Genomic DNA, 19,309 nt, shown 5'->3' with positions numbered 1-19,309 from the left:
ATCGCGCCATTATATAGGCTAGTTCAAGGCGCCGCGCCGCCGCAGTTCGCCGGATCCACCTCGGGATCGCAGGCGCGCACGCGGCCCAGCATGTTGATGATGACGTTGCGGGTCAGCTTGCCCTGCGTGAGGGTGAGCGTGCCCCAGCGCGCGGTCAGGGCGTTGTCGGCGCGGCAGGTGCGGCCGGCGGCGTTGTAGGCGATGTAGGTGGGCGTGCCGCCCGAGGTGAAGCGTGAGGTGATGGTGATGTCGGACCGCAGTGGATCATGGCGGTAAAGCGGCGGCTCGTCCGGGTCCGGACGCCGGTTGCCATTGCGGTCCTGGAAGATGACCCAGCCACTCTGCCAGTTGGCGCCGGAAGGCTCCAGCGGCGCCATCAGCACCTTGCCGCCGCGCGCCATGGCTTGCGAGCGGGTCAGGTCGATGGCGGCCAGCAGGTCGTTGGTGGCGGCCTGCAGGCGCAGGCGCTGCAGCGTTTGCTGAAAGGCCGGCGCGGCCGCTCCAAGCAGCACGAGGACCAGCGCCAGCACCACCAGCAGCTCGATCAACGTCAGACCGGCGGCCTTGCGGTTCATGGCCAGCATCCCGCGGCGGGGCCGGTGGCGATGCGTTGGCCGGTGCTGGTGAGTGTCAGCATGCGGCAATCGTCGTCGTGAAAACGACTATCGACCAGGGCCGTGCCGGGCCGCGCCACCAGTTGCACGCATTGCGAGATCAGTTCGCCATCGCAGGCCTTGCCCTCGATCTCGTACGCGCTGGTCGGCGCGCTGGCGCCGCTCCACCATTGAAAATGCCGCGCCTCCGCGTCCGTCGAGCCGGCGGAGAAGGCGATATAACTGTTGTGCTGGGAATGAAAGCGTTCCTGCTGCATCATCAGCTTCAACAACGCCGACTGCGCCTCGCCGCGCCGCGTGCGCACGATGTGCTGCTGGTAGACCGGCATCACATACGCCGCCAGGATCGCCGCGATCACCAGCGCCACCAGCAACTCCATCAGGCTGAACCCGGCCGGTTTCATTTTGCAGCCTCGTGCAGTTCGCGCCAGTTGACGATCTCGCGCCAGGCCAGGCGGCCAACGCGACGCGTCGACGTCATGCCGCCGCTCACGCCGACCTCGCCCGCGCCGACGACCTGCACCACGGCGTAGGCCTTCTCTTGCCGGATGCCCCCGGCGGCATCCGCCACGCCATGCGTGACCGCCTGCGGCAACAGCGACGGCGTGGGCAGATAATCCGGCAGTGTCTTCGGCACGCTGGCGACCACGCCGCCCTCGTCCGGCAATCCGCTGACGACGTTCAGCACATAGCTGCGGCTGCGGGTGGTAGCGCAAGCATCCGCGCCCGGCAGCACGGTGTTGAACAGCACCGCGCCGTCCGCCAGCAGGCCAGTATCAAGACTGCGCTCGCCCGGCTGCGTGAAATCGACGTACCAGCCCTTGCTGCCAGGCTCCATGCGCATGTCCGTGCCATCGAGAAAACGCTGGGTCAGCTGGCGGCGGCCGGTGACCACCTCCGGCGGCGACCGCAGGCTGTCGAGGATGGCATAGTAGGACTGCGTGGCGAGGTCAGATCGGTCAGCCTTCTCGATCAACCGGCCGGTGCCGAACATGACCATGTAGCCGCGCACGTCGGCAAAGGCCAGCAGGGGCGGCTGCGTGATCGGCTGACGATGGCCCTCCTTGTCGCGCGCCACGAACAAGGGCTTGCCGACAGCCTTCGGCCACGGCGCGCTGCCGCTGAAATCAAAGCGCCACAGGTTGCCCTGCAAGTCGCCCGCGTAGGCGTAGCGTAGCGCGCCCTCGGTGTCGTTCAGCAGCACCGGCGCGCTGAGGGCATTGATGAGGGAGGCTTCAGCAACCGGCGTGACGATGCGATAGTAGTTGCTGTTGCGCCGCCAGCCCTCCGTGCGCGGCTTATCGAGCGCCAACAGAAACAGCGCGCCGTCGCCATCGCCGCCGTTGTTGACACCGCTGGCAACGACAGCGAAATAACGATCAACGCCACGCCGCACGCGCACCTTGGCAATCTGCGGCACGGTGGTGAGGTTGCCCATCATGGGATCGTCGCGGTCGGTGAACTCCCAAAGCGCGCCGGCGAAATTGTCGGGATCGGAGATGTCCAGCGCAAACACGCCCTTGGCGCCGCCGCCCATGGCGGAGACCAGCACCGACTTGCCGCCCGCCTCGCCCGCGCTGGCCGGACCATCCACATACGCGCGGTGCACATACGCCGGATCGGTGAGGTGATGCAGGTGCGCGATCAGGGCATCCGGCACGTAGGCAAAGCGCTCAATGCCGGTGGCGGCGTCGAAGGCGTGCAGCATGCCGTCGTTGGCGCCGAGGTAGACCATGTCGCGATAGTAGACCGGGGTGCTGTGAACGGTGTCGCCCAGCACGCTACGGCGACGGCGGAACCGCGTTGTTTCCAGCGTACGGTCGCCACGCAGATAGGCCAGGCGCTGCTCTCCCGCGTGGTCATCCAGATCAAGCAACGCTTGCTGCTCCGCCGACAGCGCCGACCACCTGAATGGAATCACCGTCAGCGCCCCGTCCGGCTGCACGATGGAGGTGTGGATCTGGCGCCGCTCTGGCGCCGGCGTGGGCGGCGCGCCAGCGGCGCCGGTCAGGATCGCGCCCGCGTCCCACGCGAGCGTGGACGGGCCGCCAGCCGATGCCGCCAGCAGGTAGCGCGAGAAGTGCCCGCCCCAGCCGGCCAGATCGGTCGTGGCCTGGTATAGCTCGCCGCCACTGGCGGCCGAGAGCGGCCCCGCGCGCACCAGCATCGCGCCACGGGCGGTGCCAGCCGGCGCGGCGGGTGCCGTAAACGTACAGTTGGCGGCAACCGGCCAGCTGTCGATCTCCAGCGCCGGCACGTCGGCGCGCGAGGCTGCGCCGGCGCACAGGGCCAGCACCACTAGCAATGTCAACCGATCCGCTCTCATGGCGCCCCCTCCGGTTTGCTGAACACACTTTGCAACACCACCTCCGTCTCCGGCCTGGCGCCGAAACCGATCGCGGTGACGCGATAGCAATAACTTGGCGCGGCCCCGGCCGAAGCATCGTCGCCGGCCCGGTGGCATTCCATCCGCTCAACGATGTACTGCGGCTTCTTGAACGGCAAAAAACCCTCGCCGGTCGGCATGGACGCGGCGGTACGCGCGCCATACGGCAACGTGCATGCTGCGCCCGCCAGGTCCACCGCCTGCCACACCGGCGCCTTGCCGGGTGCCGCACGCTCGTGGCGCGCGGTGGCGCAGTCCGGCGCAAACGCGGCCCCGCTCGCCAGCACGTCCCGCTCCGCATCCTTCAAGGCATCCTCCGCCGCCAGAAACGCCACGTCCCGATCGCGCTCGCCGCGCGCCGCTTTCTCGCTCTGCAACGCCAACTGCGCCGCCGACACGCCCAGCAGCATCACCATGATGAGCAGCATCAGGCTGACCAACAGCACAATCCCCCGTTGCCTGCGCATGATTCAGCCGTCCCGATTGCGCAGTGCCACCGTCATGCTGAACATGCGCCGCGCACGCAAGCGCTGCGTCGGCGGCAAACTGCCCTCCACCACGCGCACGCCCAGATCACCGCCGTGCGCTTCCGAATACGCCGGCCCGAACAGGTCAAAGCGCGTGTCCACCGTGTCCGACCGGTTGTTCCGTTCGCCATGCAGCAGCAAGGCCAGCTTGATGCTGCACACCCGCGCCCAGCCATCGAGCGCACGCACCGCCGTCGCGTTCAGATAGGTGTTCGGCACGCCGTCCGCAGGCGTATCGGTATCGACGCCGTACAGCACCTGAAAAGAATCCACGCCACGCACGATCGCGTCCGCGCCCCAGCCCGATGCGCCGCGATACTTGCAGCGCAACTCAGGCTCGCCGCCCGCATCGGCCGCCACATAAAAAATGCTCCAGCCGCGCGTGTCGCCGGCGACGCCGAAGCCGGCGCAGTTGACCACCGAACCGTCGCCATTGGCGCCCGTGCCGGAACCGAAGAAGCGCAGGGCCAGCACATCGCTGCCGTTGGCCACGGCCGGCAGCGGCTTGCCGATGCCGTCGCTGCTCCGGCTTATGCTGGCGGCATCCAACCCATCCACCGACGCCGTCGACACCGGCGGCGCCAACTCGCTATCCCAATTGCTGTAGGCGCCCTGCCGTATTGCTTGCGCCATCACCTGCAAGGCGTAGCGGCCGCTGTCGCCCAGCCACGCGTTATCGCTGTGATTGCGGAAATTGCTGCCGGACGCGATCAGCAGGCCGCTGCCAAGCAAGGTCACCAGCAACCCGAGCGCGACGGCAACCAGGAATTCCACCATGCCCCAGCCATTGCGGGTGACGGCGTTCATGGCGCTGCTCCCACCGCCAGCGCCACACCTGGCACGCTTTCACCGGCGCCATCCACCAACGGCGTGCCGTCCGGATTCTTGCCGCGCCAACCGACCTTGACCACCAGTGGCGCGGCCGCCCCGCCCGCGCACGCCCAGCGCAAGCTGCCGCCGCTCCACAGACCGGCGTCGCGGCAGATCAGCACGCGGCCGGCCGGCATGGCTTGCCGCACTTGCAGCTTGGCTTCGTACATATCGGACAGCGCCAGTTGCGCCGCCGCGCAGGCATCGCCATGGCACAGGGCGACAGGCGCCGCTGGCGACGGCTCAGCGTGGGCGTCGTAGTTGAGTGTGAGGTAGAGATCGGTCTGCGCCGGGTTGGCGCGCATGCGCTCGGCCAGCGCCGTGGCCAGTTGCGTGGCTTGCGACAACAATACCGCCTGGTGCCGCGCCCGCAGCGCCGCCATTTGCAGCGCCACGCCACCCATGATGCCCAGCGCCAGCAGCACCAGGGCGATCAGAATTTCCAGCAGGGTATAGCCGCGTGCGCGCATGGCACACCTCCGCAAGTCGGGGGAGACTCGTCAGAAGTTAGCAGTGGCTACGGCAGAGAGTATGAGCTGTATCAAAAGTGCGCCAGCAGTGCGCTAGCTCTTGCGCGGGGATTTGCGCTCCTGGCCCACTTCGGCGATCGCGTTCTGGAATTCCACCAGGTCCTCGAAGTTCTTGTAGACCGAGGCGAAGCGGATGTAGGCGACGTTGTCGAGGCGCTTGAGTTCCTGCATCACCAGCTCGCCGATGTAGCCGGTTTCGACTTCGCGCTTGCCGCTGGTCAGCAGTTTTTCTTCGATGGAGGCGATGGCGGCGTCCACCGCCGGTGCGGCGACGGGGCGCTTGCGCAGGGCCAGCTCGAGGCTGCCGCGCAGCTTGGCCGAGGTGTACTCGGTGCGGCTGCCATTCTTCTTGACCACATACGGCATCATCAGCTCGATGCGCTCATACGTGGTAAATCGTTTATCACATTTGCCGCAGCGCCGGCGCCGGCGGATAGCATCCCCCTCCTCGGATACGCGCGTATCGAGGACCTGGGTATCTTCGTGCTGGCAGAACGGACATTTCATAGAGGCGCTAACTTTCGTTGCCGTCGTTCCCGCGTAGGCGGGATGGTCCGCCACTGCGGCCCATAGAGCGCATGCTCAGTATGGGCCGCAGTGGCGGACCACCCCGCCTACGCGGGGACGACGATGGGTATTACTTGGCGTACACAGGGAAGTTATCCGCCAGAACCTTCACCGCCGCTTTCACGCGCTCGATGGTGGCGGCGTCGTGCGGGTTGTCCAGCACGTCAGCGATCAGGTTGCCGACTTGTTCCGCTTCCGCTTCCTTGAAGCCGCGGGTGGTCATCGCCGGCGAACCCAGACGAATGCCCGAAGTCACAAACGGCTTCTGCGGATCGTTAGGAATACCGTTCTTGTTGCAGGTGATGTGGGCCGAACCCAGGATCGCTTCCGCTTCCTTGCCGGTCAGGTTCTTCGGACGCAGGTCCACCAGCATCACGTGCGACTCGGTGCCGCCCGACACAATGCGCAGGCCGCGCTTGATCAGGGTCTTGGCCAGCACGTCGGCGTTCTTCACCACTTGCTGCTGGTATTCCTTGAACGCAGGCTGCAGCGCTTCCTGGAAAGCCACGGCCTTGCCGGCGATCACATGCATCAGCGGGCCGCCCTGGATGCCAGGGAAGATCGCCGAGTTGATGGCTTTCTCGTGCTCGGCCTTCATCAGGATGATGCCGCCGCGTGGGCCGCGCAGCGATTTGTGGGTGGTCGAGGTGACGAAGTCGGCGTGCGGCACCGGGTTAGGATACAGGCCGGCGGCGATCAGGCCGGCGTAGTGGGCCATGTCGACCATGAAGTACGCGCCCACCGATTTGGCGACGGCGGCGAAACGTTCGAAGTCGATCTTTTTCGAGAACGCCGAGGCGCCGGCGATGATCAGCTTAGGCTTGTGTTCCTTGGCCAGCGCTTCCATGGCGGCGTAGTCGATGTCCTCTTCGGCGGTCAAGCCGTACGAAACGACGTTGAACCACTTGCCGGACATGTTCAGCGGCATGCCGTGGGTCAGGTGGCCGCCTTCGGCCAGCGACATGCCCATGATGGTGTCGCCCGGCTTCAGCACGGCGAAGAACACGCCCTGGTTGGCTTGCGAGCCCGAGTTAGGCTGCACGTTGGCCGCTTCCGCGCCGAACAGCTTCTTCACGCGGTCGATGGCCAGTTGCTCGACCACGTCCACGTACTCGCAGCCGCCGTAGTAGCGTTTGCCTGGGTAGCCTTCGGCGTATTTGTTGGTCAGTTGCGAACCTTGCGCTTCCATCACGGCTGGCGAGGTGTAGTTTTCCGACGCGATCAGCTCGATGTGATCGTGCTGGCGGGTGTTTTCGTTCTGGATGGCGCCGAACAGTTCCGGGTCAACGCTGGCGAGGGTGTGATCTTTTGCGAACATGAAAAAACTCCAATCGAATGAGTAACTTGTTTCTGGCAGTTGGATCGAAAGAGAGAAGCCATAGCGGACCGGCAGCCTCTTCGTGCTTTCCATCGAGGGCTGCCCAGGCGAACGGCTGTTGAAATCTCACGTTTCCCGGTGGATGCCCACCTTTCGCGGACTGACCAAAACGCACCATTGTGGGGCATTTTTGCGGATCACTCCAGCTTTTCGCCAGTTACGTGAGACGTAATGGAAGCCAAATTGTATTTGATGCGCCAGATTTGAGCAAGAAAATGAGTTGCAGTTAAGGCAAGACAACCACCAACGGCGTTTGCGGCTACAATTTTGTCCACATTTCCACTCATCCCAAGGACAGATCATGATCGTCTTCATCACCGGCGCCACCGCCGGCTTCGGCGCCGCCATGGCCCGCATCTTCGCCCAAAACGGCCACAAAGTGCTGATCAGCGGCCGCCGCGAAGACCGCCTGCAAACGCTGTCGGCCGAATTGGGCGAGGCCGTGCGCCCGATCGTGCTGGACGTGACCGACCGCGATTCGATCAAGGCCGCGCTGGACGGCCTGCCGGCCGAATGGCGTGATATCGACGTCCTGATCAACAACGCCGGCCTGGCGCTGGGCGTCACGCCGGCCCACACCTCGTCGCTGGACGACTGGGACACCATGATCGCCACCAACGTCAGCGGCCTGGTGGCCATGACGCGCGCCATCCTGCCGGGCATGGTCGAGCGCAACAGCGGCACCGTGATCAACATCGGCTCGATCGCCGGCTCCACGCCCTACCCGGGCGGCAATGTGTACGGCGCCACCAAGGCCTTCGTCAACCAGTTCACCCAGAACCTGCGCGCAGACCTGGCGGGCACCGGCGTGCGCTGCACCAACCTGGCCCCCGGCCTGTGCGGCGGCACCGAATTCTCCAACGTGCGCCTGAAGGACGACGCGGCGGCGGCCAAGGTCTACGAGGGCACCACCCCGCTGACCGCCGAGGATATCGCCAACACCGCGTACTGGATCGCCACCCTCCCTCCGCATGTCAACATCAACCGCATCGACATGATGCCGACCTGCCAGGGCTACGGCGCGCTCAACGTCAAACGCAGCACCTGATCCCGCCGTCATTCCGGCGCAAGCCGGAATGACGCAGGTGTAAGCCATTGTTACAATCCTTGGCAAGTGAGCAGGAAACCGCTTTACTCTTGCCGGGGGCACTTTTGCGCGCCAGTTGATAAAGTTCAACCAAAACAACAATATCGCGTAGAATCTTGCTCAATTACACTAGTAGTCAAAATAACATGTCTGCAGATTTCATCTGGAACGTCCGGGTTTACTACGAAGACACGGACGCCGGCGGTATCGTCTATTACGCAAACTATCTGAAGTTCTTCGAGCGCGCGCGCACCGAGTGGCTGCGCGCCTTGCACGTCAACCAGCACACCCTGCTGGCCGAACACGACACCATGTTCGTCGTCAAAAGCGTGAGCGCGGAATATCATGCGCCCGCAAAGCTCGATGATGAACTAAAATTAACGGTTAGTATCGAGAAAATCGGCCGCGCCTCCATCGTCTTCCAACAAGAAGCGTGGCGCGGCGAAACTTTGCTGAACACGGCGCGGGTCAAGGTAGGTTGCGTCGATTCCGCCCTGCGTCCGCGCGCCGTTCCCGCGATCGTCGCCGACAAAATGCGTCACACCACCAAAACAGACTGATAAACAATGAACGTCACCCAAGACCTTTCTTTCCTGTCCCTCATCACCAACGCGCACCTGATCGTGCAGCTGATCATGGCGCTGCTGTTCGTCATCTCGCTGACCAGCTGGACCTACATCTTCAGCAAACTGTTCGCGATCAAGTCGGCGCGCCGCCTGACGGTGGAGTTCGAAAAGACCTTCTGGGCCGGCGGCAACCTGCACGCGCTGTACCAGAACGCCGGCAAGGACCGCGCCAACAGCGGCCCGCTGGCCCGCATCTTCGAGGCCGGCATGGGCGAGTTCATCAAGTCCAAGGCGGCCTACGCCTCGAGCCAGAACATGGACACCGGCGCCGTGCTCGACAGCGCCCGCCGCGCCATGCGCGCCGCCTTCCAGCGCGAGATGGACGCGCTGGAATCGCACCTGGCCTTCCTGGCCTCGGTCGGTTCGGTGTCGCCGTACATCGGCCTGCTTGGCACGGTGTGGGGCATCATGAACGCCTTCCGCGGCCTGGCCAACGTCCAGCAAGCCACGCTGGCCGCCGTCGCGCCCGGCATTGCGGAGGCGCTGATCGCCACCGCCATCGGCCTGTTCGCGGCGATCCCGGCCTTCGTCGCCTACAACCGCTTCTCGTACGACGTGGACCGCCTGGCGATCCGTTTTGAGAGCTTTGTGGAAGAGTTCTCCAACATCTTGCAGCGTCAATCGCGTTAATCACTATGGCCTCTTCTTTCTCCAGCAGCATGCGTGGCGGCCGTGGCCGCAAGCTCAAGTCCGAGATCAACGTCGTGCCCTACATCGACGTGATGCTGGTGCTGTTGATTATCTTCATGGTGATGCCGTCGGCCAACGATCCGAGCGTGGTCGACCTGCCGCGCGCGGAGAAATCCACCAAGCCGCCGAGCGACTACGTGCAGATCGTGCTCAAGCCGAACGGCGCGCTGTCGATCGGCGTCAAGGGCAAGGGTGAGGACGCGCCGGAAACCGCGCCCAACCGCGACGCCCTGGTGCGCAAGCTGCGCGCCATCCACGCCGACCATCCGGACTACCCGGTGCTGATCGCCGGCGACAAGGACAGCAAGTACGACGACGTCATCCAACTGATCTCGGAAGCGAAGAAACTGGGCATCACCCGCGTGGGCCTGTCGACCAAGTAAATGCAAACGATGAAACCCGCAACCGCAGGCGGTCCGTACAAGGTTCCGCGACAACACGACAACTGGCGTTCGATCACGCTGGCGGTGGCGATGCACGCCGTGTTGTTGCTGTTCCTGTGGGTGGGCGTGAGCTGGCAGAACAATGAACCGACCGAAGTGCAGGCCGAGATCTGGGACATGAAGGTGCAGGACGCCGCCCCGCCCGCCCCCACGCCGGAACCCGCCCCGCAACCCGAGCCGGAACCGGAAGTGGTGAAGACGCCGCCGCCGGCGCCGAAGGTTGAAGCGCCGCCCGAGCCGAAGGAAGATCCCGAAATCGCCCTGCAGCGTCTGAAGAAGAAAAAGCTGGAGGAAGAAAAAGCCGAGAAGCTGGAACAGGCGCGCCTGAAGAAAGAGGCCGACGAGAAACTGGCCAAGCTGGAAGCCAAGAAAAAGGCCGATCAAAAAGCCAAGGAAGACAAGGAAAAGGCCGAGCAGGAAGAGAAGGAAAAAGCCCTGGCCGCTGAAAAAGAGAAGAAAAAAGCCGCCGCCGAAAAACTGGCCAAGGAAAAGGCCGACAAAGCCGCGCGCGAAAAAGCCTTCGCCGCCGAGATGAGCCGCATCACCGGCAACGCCGCCAAGGGCAGCACCGGCACCGCGGCCCAGTCGACCGGCGGCCGTGCCGACGGCGGCTACGCGGCGGCCATCCGCGCCAAGATCAAGAGCAATCTGGTCTACGGCGAGCAGGACGACAGCCTGAGCGCGACCTATGTGATCACCCAGCTGCCGTCGGGCGAAGTGATCGGCGTGCGCAAAGTGAAAAGCAGTGGCTCGATCGCCTACGATAACGCGATCGAAAACGCGATTACCAAATCGTCCCCACTACCCAAGAAAAAAGATGGTACGGTTGAGCGTGACCTGGAACTCGTCTTCAAACTGAAGGAAATGCACTGATATGAAAAAACTGAACATGCTCTACACCGGTCTGGTCATCGCCGCCACCATGAGCAGCGCGCATGCCCAGATGCGGATTGAAATTTCCGGCGTCGGCAGCAATCAGATTCCGGTGGCGATCGCCGGCTTCGCCAACGAAAACGTGGCGCCACAAAAAATCACCGAAATCATCAAGGCCGACCTGGAACGCAGCGGCGCCTTCAAGATCATCGACGCCGGCGTCATCAACGACGTCAACAACATCGACTACAGCGGCTGGAAAGCCAAGGGCGCCGACGCGCTGGTGGTCGGCACCGTCGACGCCCTGGCCGACGGCCGCTACGACGTGCGCTACAAGCTGCTGGACACCGTCAAGCAAACCAAGATCTCCAACCTGGACAAGGCCGTCACCGCCCAGTTCACCCGCCTGTCGGCCCACCTGATCGCCGACGACGTGTTCTTCAAGCTGACCGGCATCCGCGGCGCCTTCTCCACCCGCATCTCCTACGTCAAGCAGGAAGGCCGCAACTACCAGCTGATGGTGGCCGACGCCGACGGCGAGAACGAACAGCTGGCGCTGCGCTCGAACGAACCGATCATCTCGCCATCGTGGTCGCCGGACGGCACCAAGGTGGCCTATGTCTCGTTCGAACAGAAAAAGCCGGTGGTCTACGTGCAGAACCTGATCACCCGCGCGCGCACCGTGGTGGCCAATGAAAAAGGCAGCAACTCGGCGCCGTCGTGGGCGCCGAGCGGCAACAAGCTGGCGGTGGCCCTGTCCAAGAGCGGCAACACCCAGATCTACACCGTCAACGCCGACGGCAGCAACCTGCAGCGCGCCACCAACAGCAGCGGCATCGACACCGAGCCGCAATGGTCGGCCGACGGCAGCAGCATCTACTTCACCAGCGACCGCAGCGGCGGCCCGCAAATCTACCGCATGAACCCGGACGGCAGCGACGTCAAGCGCGTGACCTTCGGCGGCAGCTACAACATCAGCCCGCGCATCTCGTCGGACGGCAAGACCCTGGCCTACATCTCTCGCCGCGACGGCAACTTCCAGCTGTTCGTGCTGGACCTGACCAGCGGCCAGGAGCAGCGCCTGTCCGACACCACCGACGACGAATCGCCAAGCTTCGCCCCCAACGGCAAATACATCATGTACGCCACCCGCGCGGGCGGCCGCAAGTCGCTGGCCGTGGTCTCGGTGGACGGCCGTGTGAAACAACGCCTGACCACTCAGGCGGGCAACATCAAGGAGCCCACCTGGGGTCCGTTCATGCAGTAATTACATTTCACTACTAGGAGAAACTTATGCGTAAACTCAGCAGCCTGGCATTCGCCATCACCACCGCCGCCATCCTGTCGGCTTGCTCGACCCCGGTCAAAGTGTCGGAGCCGGCACCCGTGGTTGAGCGTCCAGTAGAAAAAGCCGTGACCCCGCAAGCCGACACCCGCACCGTGGCGCCGGTCGAGACCAAATCGCTGGATCCGCTGGACGATCCGAAAGGCGTGCTGGCCAACCGCAGCGTCTACTTCGACTTCGACAGCTACGTGGTGCGCGCCGACGGCAAGCCAGTGGTGGAAAACCACTCGGCCTACCTGGTGAAGAACAAAAACCGTTCGATCCTGGTACAAGGCAACACCGACGAACGCGGCGGCGCCGAGTACAACCTGGCGCTGGGCCAGAAGCGCGCCGAAGCCGTGCGCAAGGCCATGACCACCCTGGGCGTGCCGGAATCGCAAATCGAAGCCGTTTCGCTGGGCAAGGAAAAACCAAAAGCCACCGGTTCGAACGAAGAGGCATGGGCGCAAAACCGTCGTGCTGACATCGTCTACAAGTAATCAAAAGCACTACCTTTTTGCCGGGTCACAGGCATAATACGGGGCGGCGCGCGGATTTAAGTCCGCGCCCTGCCCCGTTTCTTTTATAGATTTGTGTAGAAAGCGCCCGACATGATGAAATTCTCCAAATCCGGCCTGAGCGCCGCCCTGCTGGCCGCGTCGATCTGGCTGCCGCTGCAAGCCCATGCCGGCCTGTTCGACGACGACGAGGCCCGCAAAGCCCTGCTCGACCTGCGCGCCAAGGTGGAAGCCATGCGCGTCGACCTGCAAGCGCGCATCGACACCAAGTCCGACAAATCGAGCACGCTGGACCTGGTGACCCAGAATGAAAACCTGCTGCAGGAAATCGCCAAGCTGCGCGGCCAGATCGAAGTGCTGGCCAACGACATCTCCAACACGCAAAAACGCCAGAAGGACTTCTACGTCGACCTCGACGCGCGCCTGCGCAAGCTGGAGCCGCGCGAAGTGAACATCGACGGCAAGACCGCGCAAGTCGATCCGGGCGAGCAACGCGGCTACGACGCGGCGATGCAGCTGTTCAAGGCCGGCGACTACAAGGCGGCCGGCAGCGCGCTGCAGGAATTCGTGCAGCGCTATCCGGGTTCGAGCTACGCCGCCAACGCCCAATACTGGCTGGGCAACGCCTACTACGCGCAGCGCGACTGCAAGGCCGCCATCGCGGCCCAGCTGGTGGTGCTGAAGAACTACGCCGACAGCCCGAAGGCGCCGGACGCCATGCTGAACATCGCCAGCTGCCAAACTGAGCTGAAAGACAAGGCTGCCAAAAAGACACTGCAAGACCTGATCAAGCAGTACCCGGACTCGCCGGCGGCGGCCACCGCCAAGGAGCGCCTGGGCGGCAAATAATTACCGGAGGGTATTTGACAGCTGGGCTGGGGTCCCCTATAATCTCGCTTCTTTCGGGGGTCGTTAGCTCAGCTGGTAGAGCAGCGGACTTTTAATCCGTTGGTCGCAGGTTCGAATCCCGCACGGCCTACCATTCCGAAAGTGCCTAGGTTTCACACCTAAGGGTCGTTAGCTCAGCTGGTAGAGCAGCGGACTTTTAATCCGTTGGTCGCAGGTTCGAATCCCGCACGGCCTACCAAGAATTATCAAGGAAGCCCACGAATTTCGGTTCGTGGGCTTTTTTGTTTCGGGTCGCTCTCTGGTCACCCCGGGAAGAATCAACGAAACGAAAGCGCTGGCTGTTCAGCCTTGCTGTAACGCGGCGCGCGTTTTGGAACCGATTTGCGGGATTTTTGATACTTCTCACGCCGGCCGGAAAGTGTCCGTTTGCAGAATTTTTGATACTGTGAGGTGGCAACATTTCACCGGTCTGTTTACCGCTGGGCGCGATGTCAATCTTGTTTGAAAATTGGCAAAAAAGGAAACTGCGGCTGGCAGGTCAGTTTGATCTCGTCGAACAGCTTCTGATCGCCCACGCCTGTTGTATGCGGAGACAGTAACAGGTAGTAGTTGCGCCCTTCATGTTTGCCAAAAACAATCCACTCACCAGTCAGGCGTCCCTGCTCGTGACGCTCCTCAAACTGCTGGACCGTGACGGCATGAAGAAAGCCCTCCCAATCCGCCTTTTCTCCTATAGTACCGTCTGGTTGAGGGTCTAGGTATTGAGCACCGAGTTCAGCAGTGCGTTTTCCATTACCCAGTTGACTGTAGACGTTTGCGGCCACAAATCGACCAGAGAAAAAATGCTGGTGCCATAGCCCACTCAGGGGTGGTTTCGTGAACGGCGTTGCCCGCTTGGTTGACGACTTGCTGTCCAACCCTTCAAGTTTCTTTATTTCCTCAACGATCATGAATGGGTTGATACCATAGAGTCGCTCAAAGATATGCATCTTAAGGACGAATGCCCAGCTGTAGCGGCTCGGCGCCACACGATCTAATCCAACGATACGGGCGTATTTCCCCAGCATTTCCTCCGAGAACTCATGAATTCCATCGGCTAGGTGCACACGAAAAGTTTGCATTATCGGCTTGTAGTTGGATGCAGCTGGATAATTCCGTAAAACAACATGCTAGAATTTAACGCCAACATTTTACCAAGGGTTTGATATGGCAAATACAATATTTAGCGTCCTCCAGAACTGCGCCAGTCCAGAAGCAGATTATTTTGATGGCCTTCTGATTCGCACTAAGAGCGGAGCGGAGCATCAGGGTACGCTGAGGCAATGGAATGCAGTTTCGACTCCTAATTTGATTTGCCTCACCGGCGAACGAGGCGTGCTGACGTATATTGAGCGGGATTCAATCGAATCAGTCTCCATCATCAACCCCGCCGCCTGATTACAACCGTAAATTGGCCGGCGTTTGCCGGCCTTTTCACTAGCTAAAACAGACCGCCCATCGCGGTAGTATCCCAGTTCGTGATGACCAACTCCTTGCTGGTTTGCTGTGACCCCTCCGTGTTGGCCACGCTGTACTTGATATCCAGACCGAGGATGTGTAGACCGTTAAACGCCTCGCGGATGGCCGGATGGTCGTTGATCGACACCATGACCTTCCCCTTACAGGTCCGCATAAACTCGGCCAGCTCGACGTAATTGGAGAACGGGAAATCGACGCCGTAGCCCTCCGTTTCCCAGTATGGCGGATCGCAGTAGAAGAACGTATGTGCGCGGTCATATTTGCGCATGCAGTCTTGCCACACCAGGTTCTCCACATAAGTTCCGGACAGGCGCAGATGAGCCGCGCTTAAATTCTCCTCGATGCGGCACAGGTTGATCGGTGCGCCGGTAGTGGCCGTGCCGAAGTTCTGGCCGCTCACCTTGCCGCCGAAGGCGTGCTGCTGGAGATAGTAGAAACGTGCAGCGCGCTGGATATCCGTGAGCGTGCGCACGTCCGTCATCTGCTGCCACTTGAACACCTGGCGGCTACTGAGCGCCCATTTAAACTGGCGAACGAACTCCTCCAGGTGGTGCTGAACAACGCGGTACAGGTTGACCAAGTCGCCGTTGATATCGTTGATAACCTCGGTGGCGGCCGGGAACGGCCGCAGGAAGTACAGCGCCGCGCCGCCGCAGAACACCTCGACGTAGCATTCATGTTTTGGAAACAGCGGGATAAGCTTGTCGGCCAAGCGGCGCTTGCCGCCGAGCCATGGAATAATTGGACTAGTCACTACTTTGAACTTGTGACGCTCGACGGCGCTCTGGTTCGGGACTCTCGGTCCTCAGTTGATTCATGGTGCCGCAGCGCGGACACTTGATGTTGAGCCTGGTGTATTCACCTTCGGCGAGTTTTCGGTGGCAGTTGCCACATCGAATTTCTTTCATTTAACGCCCTGTGCTAAGATGCCGCCCCTCTGCAGAGTGGCGGAGCCTTGGTTCGTGCGCAGGTCAAGCTGCAATCGAATGGTCGGCCTGGTGTTCCCGCACCTGGCCGGCCGCTTCGTTCATTTAAACGCCTTCTGAATTTTTGCAGTGGTCCTTCTCGATCCAATCCAGGACGCGGCAAAGAACACAGCCCCAGCGCCGGCCCTCGCTGCGCGCGCGACTTGCGCGACTGCTGACAGTCTCAGTATCCAAGCCGCCGGTCGCAGCATTGCCGACGCGGTCATACCCTTTAGCAATGCGCCAGAAGCGGTCGCTCCCGGTGACGGCCGCGACCAACAACCACAGCGACGCGACCATGTGTGCGAATTGGCACACCAACACAATCAACAGCAGGCCCAGGCGCTGAGCAGCCGCGCGAAACAGTCGGCCAATCATTGCGCACCGCCACCGATGATCGCGGCAATGCGCTGGTCCGCCTGATCTGCCGGGATGACGTTGGCCGCCACCAATGCCATGACGGTGTGCTGGACCGCGCCCTGCACAGCAGGATCTGCCAGCACAACCTCGGTTGTCCGTGGATCGTCCAGGCGCCGCATGAACAGCTTCACGACGTCGTCCGTGCTGCGCAGCGCTTCGATAGCGATCTGCTCTTGCATCGTCCAGCGGAAATAGAACTCGTTCGGCCCTACAGTCGGCGGTGCCGGGGTGTAGCTGTACTGGTCCTTGTCGATGTCCGTAAAGCGCTGGTCGCCGCATTCCCACGTACCGGAAATCCACTGTGGAACAGCAGCCACCTCGATTTTGGTGGCGGTTGCGATATGAGTTAGTTGAGGCATCAGTATCCTTTCAGAACGACGGAGTTTTGCAGAATGTAGCCTTTGTTGCCGACTACGTTAGGGGTACTGGACTGGTGGTCGAATGCACGCTGCGCAGGCCCAGGCAACGGATTGATCGGCAGTGCCACCGGTCCCACCGACATTGAGACGAGCGTTCCTGCAGCGCCTGCCGCGACGCCGTTCTGCGCCACTCCGATGATCGACGCATCCAGGTAACGCGCCACCCGAAACTTGCTCGAGTTGCTGCCCTCCGAGGGGCTATATGCCAGCACGGTAAAATCCCCCGCTGGCTTAAACGTGTGCGGGTTGGCCGCGCCGGTCAACGTCCAGGGCGTGGTGCTGACCGCGTACTGCACTACCGTACCGTCGCTACGGATCGACAGCGCATAGACTGCATTTTGGATGCAATGGACGATGAAGTCACGCTCGATGAAGAAGTCGATAGTGCCGGTCATAATGACCAGCGGGAAAGTGCTTACCACTGCGCTGGCCCCGCCAGTCGTAGACAGCCTGCAGATCCACACGCCGGCACTGCTCGGCGCCTGACACATGATCCAGAAATATGTCCCGTCAGCCCGCATACGGAACATGGGGCTGATGCCGTTCGACGTCATCGAGAACGGCAATGCCGCTCCCTGCAGCACACCAGCATTGCTCAGAACGAAGGCTTTGGCCGTCGCCGTGCCTCCGGTTGTAAGTTGTGAGGCCACGGCGAAATAGCCAGGGACTACTGCCAGCTCTGGCATACCGGCGGAACCTTGCGAGTTTTCCAGCACGGTGTATGCCAATGCTGCGACGCCAGCGGCGGTGAAGGAGGCCACGCCCAGAGCCTGATTTACCGTTGTCGAGCTAATGGCAACCACGATGGTGCCATCGGACAGCTGCGCACAGCGAGCGTAATTCCCTAATAAGGTCGTGTTTGCGATAGCCGCGCTGGCGCGAACGACGGCGCCGCTGTTGCTGTAGATCGCCAGATAAACCGCTGTCGCAGTGGACGTGCCTGGTGCCGCGATGGTGACTGCGAAACCGCCGCCCGACAGCGCAACCGCATAAAGACCATTGCCGTTTGTCGTCGCGGCCGGCCCAGTTATAGCGGTCTTAGCAACCAATGGGTTCAGGTCGGTATCGCAAATACTGAAGAACTGAGCATTCCCCCCAGTAGACCAAGTCTGCGCAAGATTACCGTTCGATAGCTGAATGAGGTTAAACGCGCCGTAGTTAGTCGCCCCAACGTCATCCAATTTCAGCGACAGTAGGGCTACCCCAGCTGGCGAATACTTAGTCAGCATGACCTGCGAGCCCGATCCCATCGCAAGAATGAAAATGCACTGATCCAGCGGACTCACCCAGCACGCCTGTTTGACATCATTATTAGTCGCGTTGGTATTAGTAACTACGGTGGTCTCTGCGATCAACGCCGCGCCACCGTTGTTGCTTCCGACGCTGCTAGCAGGCGCGGCCCACGACGCAGTTTGTGCTGGATACAAGTCCCCTTTGCTCGTCATATACAGCAGATCATTGACTGCGATAGCAAAGCGGCTGGCTTTAGCCACCAGCGTGTTGTTTCCCGATGCTGAACCCCCAACACCATTTCCAGTCCCAGCTACAAAATCACTAAGCTTAGGCATTACACGAGCCTCCAATCATTACCGTTAAACCAAATAGAAAATTGCCTGTCGCTGAGGTCGATCGTCAGGTCTGCGGAAAAACCCATGATCGTTTTGCCATTGCGGCCGAGCGTCCAGTTCGTCGTCCCCCAGTTGTTTGTCACGTCGATGAAGGTGACAATCGTTCCCTTTGTCGGAGTGGGCAGCGTCAGCGTAAAAGTACCGCCGGTCGAATCAACCAAGTACACTTGGCCAGCAACCAAGGTGCGTGCGCCATTGCAGTATGTTGGCCCGGCCCCTGCAATAAGGTTCTGCACAGTCCCCAGGTTGACCGCGTGATAGGCCCGCGACGCAGTGCCGACCTGGACTCCGCCGCCCGTGCTGCTGGTCAAAATCCAAGAAGCCAAGCCGGCATGCCACATCAGTGCCACTTTGCCGCCCGCGACAATCTCTCCGCCCTGTAGCGGCAGATGGAATCCCCCGAGGATGGGTGCCGGCGACAAGCCGTTCGGGGCAAAGGTGGTTGCGGCGTTGTTGGCGACGCTGGCCTGGTAGTAGAGCGTCATGCCATCTGTCAGATCGGCCACTGCCGGGAGGAAGCTGGCGGTCTGCGCATTTGCGGTGCCACCGCCGGTCGCATACACCAGGCTGTTCTTCTGCACGGCGGCGCGCGTGGCAGCGTCGCCCGCTTCATACTTGATGTCGGACCCGTCACAGACAATGCCGTCCACCACACCCGGCGAAATGACGACGCCGCCGCCATTCGTGGCGAAGCAGCTAACGGTGTAGTTGCCGGTGGTCGCGTTGATGACGTCCCACTTGCCGATGTTGCGCGGGAAGATCAGACTCACATTCGCCGTCAAAGCGCCAGTGATGACGATGAATGGCGCGCTGTACTGGGCTTGCGTCAGAATTGTGACGCCTGCTGACACTTGGACGGTGACAGCGGAATTTGCGACCTTCGACGCTGCGGCCTTGATGGCATTGAGAAGTTGGTCAGTGCGACTGCTGTCCAAGGCAATGCCGGCGTCGCTAATCACGCCGACGATTTCCTGCTGAACCGCATTGAGCCATGCAGCCGTGACGACCGTACCCTTAACGCCGTTAAACGGGTCGCCGTCATGAAACAACTGGTCGGGTGTGTTGATAGTCTGCATT

23 protein-coding genes, 2 tRNA genes and 1 riboswitch are annotated in these 19,309 nt (G+C 61.8%); of the genes, 10 read left to right on the top strand and 15 right to left on the bottom strand.

Annotation, left to right across the window (positions count from 1 at the left end; translation table 11 throughout):
- Positions 1-23: 23 nt before the first annotated feature.
- The 8 genes from FHW83_RS23875 to glyA all read right to left on the bottom strand — a co-directional run bounded on the left by FHW83_RS23875 (position 24) and on the right by glyA (position 6,812).
- Positions 24-575, bottom strand: coding sequence for a GspH/FimT family protein (locus tag FHW83_RS23875; protein WP_176648859.1), 552 nt, complete (start codon positions 573-575; stop codon positions 24-26).
- Positions 572-1,018 (bottom strand): type IV pilin protein, encoded by a 447-nt coding sequence (locus FHW83_RS23870; RefSeq protein ID WP_176648858.1) that lies wholly within the window; start codon positions 1,016-1,018, stop codon positions 572-574. The genes FHW83_RS23875 and FHW83_RS23870 overlap by 4 nt, the downstream gene beginning before the upstream one ends.
- Complete coding sequence (locus tag FHW83_RS23865; protein ID WP_176648857.1) at positions 1,015-2,940, bottom strand: pilus assembly protein; 1,926 nt, start codon at positions 2,938-2,940, stop codon at positions 1,015-1,017. The genes FHW83_RS23870 and FHW83_RS23865 overlap by 4 nt, the downstream gene beginning before the upstream one ends.
- The gene (locus tag FHW83_RS23860) at positions 2,937-3,467 is read right to left on the bottom strand and encodes a PilX N-terminal domain-containing pilus assembly protein (protein ID WP_176648856.1); all 531 of its coding nucleotides are present in this window, start codon (positions 3,465-3,467) and stop codon (positions 2,937-2,939) included. Before FHW83_RS23860 ends, FHW83_RS23865 begins: the two co-directional genes overlap by 4 nt.
- Before the next feature lie 3 nt (positions 3,468-3,470).
- A complete protein-coding gene (locus tag FHW83_RS23855; RefSeq protein WP_176648855.1) occupies positions 3,471-4,334 on the bottom strand; it encodes a PilW family protein in 864 nt (287 codons plus the stop codon).
- A complete protein-coding gene (gene pilV, locus FHW83_RS23850) occupies positions 4,331-4,867 on the bottom strand; it encodes a type IV pilus modification protein PilV (protein ID WP_176648854.1) in 537 nt (178 codons plus the stop codon). Before pilV ends, FHW83_RS23855 begins: the two co-directional genes overlap by 4 nt.
- A 93-nt stretch (positions 4,868-4,960) precedes the next feature.
- Positions 4,961-5,434 (bottom strand): transcriptional regulator NrdR, encoded by a 474-nt coding sequence (gene nrdR, locus FHW83_RS23845; protein WP_176648853.1) that lies wholly within the window; start codon positions 5,432-5,434, stop codon positions 4,961-4,963.
- Positions 5,435-5,564: 130 nt separating this feature from the next.
- Positions 5,565-6,812 carry a serine hydroxymethyltransferase gene (gene glyA, locus FHW83_RS23840; RefSeq protein ID WP_176648852.1) on the bottom strand — a complete coding sequence of 416 codons (1,248 nt, stop codon included), beginning with the start codon at positions 6,810-6,812 and terminating at the stop codon, positions 5,565-5,567.
- A gap of 94 nt (positions 6,813-6,906) precedes the next feature.
- Positions 6,907-7,043, bottom strand: a riboswitch (ZMP/ZTP riboswitch).
- Between the two features lie 130 nt (positions 7,044-7,173).
- On the opposite strand from glyA, the gene FHW83_RS23835 reads away from it, so the two are divergent.
- The 10 genes from FHW83_RS23835 (at position 7,174) to FHW83_RS23790 (ending at position 13,520) form a co-directional block, all read left to right on the top strand.
- Positions 7,174-7,920, top strand: a complete 747-nt coding sequence (locus tag FHW83_RS23835; protein ID WP_176648851.1) for an SDR family NAD(P)-dependent oxidoreductase — start codon at positions 7,174-7,176, stop codon at positions 7,918-7,920.
- A gap of 185 nt (positions 7,921-8,105) precedes the next feature.
- Entirely contained in the window at positions 8,106-8,519 is a 414-nt protein-coding gene (gene ybgC, locus FHW83_RS23830; RefSeq protein ID WP_176648850.1) for a tol-pal system-associated acyl-CoA thioesterase, read from the top strand.
- A gap of 6 nt (positions 8,520-8,525) precedes the next feature.
- Complete coding sequence (tolQ, locus tag FHW83_RS23825; RefSeq protein ID WP_176648849.1) at positions 8,526-9,215, top strand: protein TolQ; 690 nt, start codon at positions 8,526-8,528, stop codon at positions 9,213-9,215.
- Positions 9,216-9,220: 5 nt separating this feature from the next.
- On the top strand, positions 9,221-9,658 hold the full coding sequence (locus FHW83_RS23820) for an ExbD/TolR family protein (RefSeq protein ID WP_176648848.1): 438 nt from the start codon (positions 9,221-9,223) through the stop codon (positions 9,656-9,658).
- A 9-nt stretch (positions 9,659-9,667) separates the two neighbouring features.
- Positions 9,668-10,591: a cell envelope integrity protein TolA gene (tolA, locus tag FHW83_RS23815; RefSeq protein WP_176648847.1), complete on the top strand. Its 924-nt coding sequence runs from the start codon at positions 9,668-9,670 to the stop codon at positions 10,589-10,591.
- A gap of 1 nt (position 10,592) precedes the next feature.
- On the top strand, positions 10,593-11,858 hold the full coding sequence (gene tolB, locus FHW83_RS23810) for a Tol-Pal system beta propeller repeat protein TolB (RefSeq protein ID WP_176648846.1): 1,266 nt from the start codon (positions 10,593-10,595) through the stop codon (positions 11,856-11,858).
- Between the two features lie 26 nt (positions 11,859-11,884).
- The gene (gene pal, locus FHW83_RS23805; RefSeq protein WP_176648845.1) at positions 11,885-12,415 is read left to right on the top strand and encodes a peptidoglycan-associated lipoprotein Pal; all 531 of its coding nucleotides are present in this window, start codon (positions 11,885-11,887) and stop codon (positions 12,413-12,415) included.
- A 111-nt stretch (positions 12,416-12,526) separates the two neighbouring features.
- Positions 12,527-13,282: a tol-pal system protein YbgF gene (gene ybgF, locus FHW83_RS23800; RefSeq protein WP_176648844.1), complete on the top strand. Its 756-nt coding sequence runs from the start codon at positions 12,527-12,529 to the stop codon at positions 13,280-13,282.
- Between the two features lie 57 nt (positions 13,283-13,339).
- A tRNA-Lys gene (locus FHW83_RS23795) sits at positions 13,340-13,415 on the top strand.
- Between the two features lie 29 nt (positions 13,416-13,444).
- A tRNA-Lys gene (locus tag FHW83_RS23790) sits at positions 13,445-13,520 on the top strand.
- 253 nt (positions 13,521-13,773) lie between these two features.
- On the opposite strand, the gene FHW83_RS23785 is transcribed toward FHW83_RS23790, so the two are convergent.
- The 7 genes from FHW83_RS23785 to FHW83_RS23755 all read right to left on the bottom strand — a co-directional run bounded on the left by FHW83_RS23785 (position 13,774) and on the right by FHW83_RS23755 (position 19,308).
- Complete coding sequence (locus tag FHW83_RS23785) at positions 13,774-14,403, bottom strand: hypothetical protein (RefSeq protein ID WP_176648843.1); 630 nt, start codon at positions 14,401-14,403, stop codon at positions 13,774-13,776.
- A gap of 359 nt (positions 14,404-14,762) precedes the next feature.
- Positions 14,763-15,554 carry a DNA adenine methylase gene (locus FHW83_RS23780; RefSeq protein ID WP_176648842.1) on the bottom strand — a complete coding sequence of 264 codons (792 nt, stop codon included), beginning with the start codon at positions 15,552-15,554 and terminating at the stop codon, positions 14,763-14,765.
- Positions 15,547-15,708: a Com family DNA-binding transcriptional regulator gene (locus tag FHW83_RS23775; protein ID WP_176648841.1), complete on the bottom strand. Its 162-nt coding sequence runs from the start codon at positions 15,706-15,708 to the stop codon at positions 15,547-15,549. Before FHW83_RS23775 ends, FHW83_RS23780 begins: the two co-directional genes overlap by 8 nt.
- A 123-nt stretch (positions 15,709-15,831) precedes the next feature.
- Complete coding sequence (locus FHW83_RS23770; protein WP_229224332.1) at positions 15,832-16,143, bottom strand: hypothetical protein; 312 nt, start codon at positions 16,141-16,143, stop codon at positions 15,832-15,834.
- Complete coding sequence (locus FHW83_RS23765) at positions 16,140-16,544, bottom strand: hypothetical protein (RefSeq protein ID WP_176648840.1); 405 nt, start codon at positions 16,542-16,544, stop codon at positions 16,140-16,142. Before FHW83_RS23765 ends, FHW83_RS23770 begins: the two co-directional genes overlap by 4 nt.
- Complete coding sequence (locus FHW83_RS23760; protein ID WP_176648839.1) at positions 16,544-18,172, bottom strand: hypothetical protein; 1,629 nt, start codon at positions 18,170-18,172, stop codon at positions 16,544-16,546. Before FHW83_RS23760 ends, FHW83_RS23765 begins: the two co-directional genes overlap by 1 nt.
- On the bottom strand, positions 18,172-19,308 hold the full coding sequence (locus FHW83_RS23755; protein WP_176648838.1) for a hypothetical protein: 1,137 nt from the start codon (positions 19,306-19,308) through the stop codon (positions 18,172-18,174). Before FHW83_RS23755 ends, FHW83_RS23760 begins: the two co-directional genes overlap by 1 nt.
- Position 19,309 lies beyond the last annotated feature (1 nt).

This window comes from Duganella sp. SG902, from assembly GCF_013376005.1.
Classification (GTDB): Bacteria; Pseudomonadota; Gammaproteobacteria; order Burkholderiales; family Burkholderiaceae_D; genus Rugamonas.
This window is presented reverse-complemented; position numbering and strand designations above follow the sequence as displayed.

Bases quoted from the DNA above. Each gene is read 5' to 3' on its own strand.
- FHW83_RS23875 (WP_176648859.1), bottom strand. From the start codon at position 575: ATGAACCGCAAGGCCGCCGGTCTGACGTTGATCGAGCTGCTGGTGGTG.
- FHW83_RS23870 (WP_176648858.1), bottom strand. From the start codon at position 1,018: ATGAAACCGGCCGGGTTCAGCCTGATGGAGTTGCTGGTGGCGCTGGTG.
- FHW83_RS23865 (WP_176648857.1), bottom strand. From the start codon at position 2,940: ATGAGAGCGGATCGGTTGACATTGCTAGTGGTGCTGGCCCTGTGCGCC.
- FHW83_RS23860 (WP_176648856.1), bottom strand. From the start codon at position 3,467: ATGCGCAGGCAACGGGGGATTGTGCTGTTGGTCAGCCTGATGCTGCTC.
- FHW83_RS23855 (WP_176648855.1), bottom strand. From the start codon at position 4,334: ATGAACGCCGTCACCCGCAATGGCTGGGGCATGGTGGAATTCCTGGTT.
- pilV (WP_176648854.1), bottom strand. From the start codon at position 4,867: ATGCGCGCACGCGGCTATACCCTGCTGGAAATTCTGATCGCCCTGGTG.
- nrdR (WP_176648853.1), bottom strand. From the start codon at position 5,434: ATGAAATGTCCGTTCTGCCAGCACGAAGATACCCAGGTCCTCGATACG.
- glyA (WP_176648852.1), bottom strand. From the start codon at position 6,812: ATGTTCGCAAAAGATCACACCCTCGCCAGCGTTGACCCGGAACTGTTC.
- FHW83_RS23835 (WP_176648851.1), top strand. From the start codon at position 7,174: ATGATCGTCTTCATCACCGGCGCCACCGCCGGCTTCGGCGCCGCCATG.
- ybgC (WP_176648850.1), top strand. From the start codon at position 8,106: ATGTCTGCAGATTTCATCTGGAACGTCCGGGTTTACTACGAAGACACG.
- tolQ (WP_176648849.1), top strand. From the start codon at position 8,526: ATGAACGTCACCCAAGACCTTTCTTTCCTGTCCCTCATCACCAACGCG.
- FHW83_RS23820 (WP_176648848.1), top strand. From the start codon at position 9,221: ATGGCCTCTTCTTTCTCCAGCAGCATGCGTGGCGGCCGTGGCCGCAAG.
- tolA (WP_176648847.1), top strand. From the start codon at position 9,668: ATGAAACCCGCAACCGCAGGCGGTCCGTACAAGGTTCCGCGACAACAC.
- tolB (WP_176648846.1), top strand. From the start codon at position 10,593: ATGAAAAAACTGAACATGCTCTACACCGGTCTGGTCATCGCCGCCACC.
- pal (WP_176648845.1), top strand. From the start codon at position 11,885: ATGCGTAAACTCAGCAGCCTGGCATTCGCCATCACCACCGCCGCCATC.
- ybgF (WP_176648844.1), top strand. From the start codon at position 12,527: ATGATGAAATTCTCCAAATCCGGCCTGAGCGCCGCCCTGCTGGCCGCG.
- FHW83_RS23785 (WP_176648843.1), bottom strand. From the start codon at position 14,403: ATGCAAACTTTTCGTGTGCACCTAGCCGATGGAATTCATGAGTTCTCG.
- FHW83_RS23775 (WP_176648841.1), bottom strand. From the start codon at position 15,708: ATGAAAGAAATTCGATGTGGCAACTGCCACCGAAAACTCGCCGAAGGT.
- FHW83_RS23770 (WP_229224332.1), bottom strand. From the start codon at position 16,143: ATGATTGGCCGACTGTTTCGCGCGGCTGCTCAGCGCCTGGGCCTGCTG.
- FHW83_RS23765 (WP_176648840.1), bottom strand. From the start codon at position 16,544: ATGCCTCAACTAACTCATATCGCAACCGCCACCAAAATCGAGGTGGCT.
- FHW83_RS23760 (WP_176648839.1), bottom strand. From the start codon at position 18,172: ATGCCTAAGCTTAGTGATTTTGTAGCTGGGACTGGAAATGGTGTTGGG.
- FHW83_RS23755 (WP_176648838.1), bottom strand. From the start codon at position 19,308: ATGCAGACTATCAACACACCCGACCAGTTGTTTCATGACGGCGACCCG.